The following is a 2556-nucleotide window of genomic DNA, read 5'->3' on the forward strand; positions in this document are numbered from 1 at the left end:
GACGCCCGGCGGCGAAGGCGGCCAGCCGCCGGGCGTCGACCTCGGCGGCCAGCTCCGGAGCCCGGTCGAGCGCCTCGGGGTGGCCGCAACCGGCCAGCCAGTTCGCCAACATCAGGTGACCGCCTTCGGTCAGCACCGACTCGGGGTGGAACTGCACCCCCTCGATCGGCAACGTACGGTGGCGCATCGCCATCACGATCCCGGAACCGGTCCAGCCGGTGACCTCCAGCTCGTCGGGGAGGGTCTCCGGTCGGACGGTCAGCGAGTGGTACCGGGTGGCGGTGAACGGGTCCGGGAGCCCGGCGAGTACCCCGACGTCGCTGTGCCGGACCTCGGAGGTCTTGCCGTGCAGCAGTTCGGGGGCCCGGTCCACGGTGGCCCCGAACGCCTCCCCGATCGCCTGGTGGCCGAGACAGACCCCGAAGATCGGCAGCTCACCGCCGTACCGGTGGATGACGTCCAGGCAGATGCCGGCCCGATCCGGGCTCCCCGGGCCCGGGGAGAGCAGCACCCCGTCGGCACCGAGCCGTCCGACCTCGGCGACGTCGATCTCGTCGTTGCGGCGTACCTCGCAGTCGACTCCCAGCTGACCCAGGTACTGGACCAGGTTGAAGACGAACGAGTCGTAGTTGTCGATCACCAGGACACGCATCGTCGTCACCGTTCCCGGTCGGAGGGCGGAGTGTTGTTCTGGTCAGTGTCGTACGGCAGGTCGTGGTCGTCGTCGGACGGGGCGTCCTGGCCGGGGAGGTCCGGGTCCCCGCCGCCCGGGCCGCCGTTCTCACCGGCCGGCTGCTCCACCTGGACGTCGTCGAAGGGCAGCAGCGGTTCGGCCCAGGGGAAGACCACCGCCCACAGGAGGTAGACGGTGGCGGTGGCCAGCAGGAGGCTGCCGACCAGCTTCCCGGGCACCCCGAAGGGGAGCTTGCGCCAGATCCACGCGTACACGTCGTCAGCCTCCCAGTTCCGGCGGACGACCATCTGACTTCGGCATCTTACGGTCCAGCTCGGCGTGCACGATGAGCCGTTCGTAGTTGTCGAACTTCGGGTTGCAGGTGGTCAGGGTCAGCATCGCCTTGGTCGGCTTGGCCTTGGGCCGACCTGGCACCGCAGCCACCACCTCGACCTGGGAGGGCTTGACGATGTGGTTGCGGGTGACCCGGTAGACGTGCCACTCGGTCTTCGACTCGGTCACGATGGCGTCGCCGTCGTGCAGTTCGTCGAGCCGCCAGAAGGTGGCCCGGTTGCGGTGTCCGGCGACGGAGAAGTTGCCCACCTCACCGGGGAGCGCGGTGTCCGGGTAGTGCCCGGGGGCGTACCTGATGTCCTCCTGGCTGACGCCCTCGACCACGATCCAGCTCTTGTCGAGCTTCGGGATGTAGAGCCCGGCGATGGGCTTGCCCTGCACCGGCGGTGCCGGGGTCTCCGGTGCGGCGGCGGACGGCCGGGCCGACGGGACGACGGTGGGATCGTCGCTCGGCGCCCACTCCTGCGCCAGCTGTGCGGAGAGGTCGTCCTGGTGGGCGTTGACCTTCGCCGACTTGCCCCAGATCTCGTACCCGGCGAAGAGCATCACCACCAGGCCGAAAGTGATCATGATTTCGCCGGAGAACCGGATCCCGGTACGCACCCGGGACCAGAACGTGGGGCGGGTGAGTTCGGAGTAGACGCTCCTGTAACCCTCGCCGGTCTGCTCCGGTCGGAGCTGCACGACCCGCTCACCACGACGCGGGCGGTGTTCCTCGCCGGGGGTGCCGACCCCGGCGGGGGCTACCGGGTCGACCTGGGGCACCGCACCCATGAGGGCGGTCGAGTCCATGGCCGGGTGTCGCTCCGGCGCCCGGCCGGACAGGTGCGGCGGAAGGTTCCCCCCGTGGCCCGGCTGGGCAGGACGCGGGTCGGAGTGCCGGGCACCACCGGCGGGCTGAGCCCCGGTGCGGTCGGTGTCGCGTCGACTCCGGGCGGTGACCGTCGGAAGGATCGCTGTCGCCGAGGGGTCCACCCGGTCGATGAAGTCGGTGGGGCTCTCCGCGCCGCCCTCGGCCCTCCTCGGGGTGTCCTGGGCGTGGCCGGGCCTGTCCGGGGTGCCCGTCCAGGTCGCTCCGCTGTTGCCGGGGCTGCCGAGCCGGGGCGCGGGGCCGTCGCCGTACCTGTCGTGACCCGTCTGTTGCCGCCCGGACTGGTCGTCGCGCCGTGCGGCGGGGGTGTCGGTCGGTTCGGGACGACGGGCCGGTCGGGGCGGCTCGTCCCTGCCCTGGTCGCCTCCGCCGAGCCCACCCGACCTGGCCGATCCGGTGGAGTGCCTGTCGGCCGTCGACTCGGTCGGTCGGCCGGGCCAGGCCGGGGGTGCCGCGTTCGTCGGGACGGCCGGGGTGCCGCCACCGGCCCGCCCTGCCGACGTTCGCGGGCCGGGTCCGCCGGACGGCGACGGTTGGTCGGGGCTCGCGGGCCGGATCGGTCGCTCCGGGCTCGACGGCCGCATCGCCCGGTCGGGGCATGCAGGACGTGCTCTGGGGAAACCGCGCGGCACTCAAACGCGCCGGGATCCTCCTGCCC

General features: G+C 72.3%; 3 protein-coding genes. All 3 read right to left on the minus strand.

The window, feature by feature from the left end; genetic code table 11:
• Window positions 1–652 (minus strand): aminodeoxychorismate/anthranilate synthase component II (locus ABT336_RS27160; RefSeq protein ID WP_350900412.1); only part of this gene is annotated, 652 nt, incomplete at its 3' end.
• 5 nt (window positions 653–657) lie between these two features.
• Entirely contained in the window at window positions 658–948 is a 291-nt protein-coding gene (locus tag ABT336_RS27165) for a hypothetical protein (RefSeq protein ID WP_350900414.1), read from the minus strand.
• Between the two features lie 4 nt (window positions 949–952).
• A complete protein-coding gene (locus ABT336_RS27170; RefSeq protein WP_350900416.1) occupies window positions 953–2482 on the minus strand; it encodes a class E sortase in 1530 nt (509 codons plus the stop codon).
• Window positions 2483–2556: the final 74 nt, after the last annotated feature.

It is taken from the genome of Micromonospora sp. NPDC000207 (assembly GCF_040300925.1).
Lineage (GTDB): Bacteria > Actinomycetota > Actinomycetes > Mycobacteriales > Micromonosporaceae > Micromonospora.

Excerpts from the sequence above, each read along its gene's own strand:
- ABT336_RS27170 (WP_350900416.1), bottom strand. The coding sequence starts at position 2,482 with ATGCGGCCGTCGAGCCCGGAGCGACCGATCCGGCCCGCGAGCCCCGAC.